The sequence below is a fragment of the Flavivirga aquimarina genome (genome assembly GCF_030540835.1).
In the GTDB taxonomy this organism is placed as follows: domain Bacteria; phylum Bacteroidota; class Bacteroidia; order Flavobacteriales; family Flavobacteriaceae; genus Flavivirga; species Flavivirga aquimarina.
This window is the reverse complement of sequence record NZ_JAUOEK010000141.1, coordinates 1-888: the sequence shown is the minus strand read 5'-3', so window position 1 is coordinate 888 and position 888 is coordinate 1. Positions and strand designations below refer to the sequence as shown.

General features: G+C 33.2%; 1 protein-coding gene. It reads left to right on the top strand.

All coding sequences use genetic code 11. From position 1 onward, the window contains the following. Nucleotides 1-188: 188 nt before the first annotated feature. Entirely contained in the window at nucleotides 189-599 is a 411-nt protein-coding gene (locus tag Q4Q35_RS14670; protein ID WP_303278748.1) for an SRPBCC family protein, read from the top strand. Nucleotides 600-888 lie beyond the last annotated feature (289 nt).

Below are 888 nucleotides of genomic sequence, written 5' to 3'. Positions count from 1 at the left end.
TAACTAAATCCCGTTATTTATCAGTCAAAAACAATTATTTTAAGCTCTTTTTTTCTAAAAGATTAAACTTAAGTATTAATCAAAAACAACTTTTATATATTTGAATCAACAAAACTAAGTTAATACACAGACTCACGTTGTGGTTCATTTTGAGAAAACGAACGAGACAACAAGAAAAATTTAGAAATATGAATAGAATAACTGTCAAAACTTCTGTTCAAGCTGACCTTGACAAAGTTTGGAATTATTGGACTAAACCAGAGCACATTACGAATTGGAATTTTGCAACGGACGAATGGTGTTGCCCAAAAGCTGAAAACAATCTTCAACCGAATAAAAAATTTTCGTGGCGAATGGAAGCCAAAGACGGAAGTATGGGATTTAACTTTGAGGGAACATATGACAAAATCGTTGAAAAAGAACTGATTTCGTATGAAATGTCAGACGGACGAAAAGTTGATATTGAATTCACTCAAAACGGAAATGAAATTCAAGTCAGTGAAACCTTTGACGCAGAGGGAACAAACTCTGACGAACAGCAACGTGCAGGATGGCAAGCTATACTTGGGAATTTTAAAAAATACGTTGAAGCAGAATAAAAAAACGACACCACAACAATGGATGCTATAATTCATTGCTAGTAATCACCTACTTACGAAAATCCTCACGGATTTTCTATTCGGTTTGTATTTGCTAATTTAGTTGCTCAAACACGCAACGAAATCATACAAACACGTTAGCTTGCATTTTGACTCGTCCTGAATAAAGGCTACATAATTTAACACAATTATGTACAAAAATGACAAAGTAATTAGACGTTACAGCGAACCTTTCAAATTAAAAATTTTAGACGAACTTAGCATTGGAAAACATACAAAGAGTGAACTT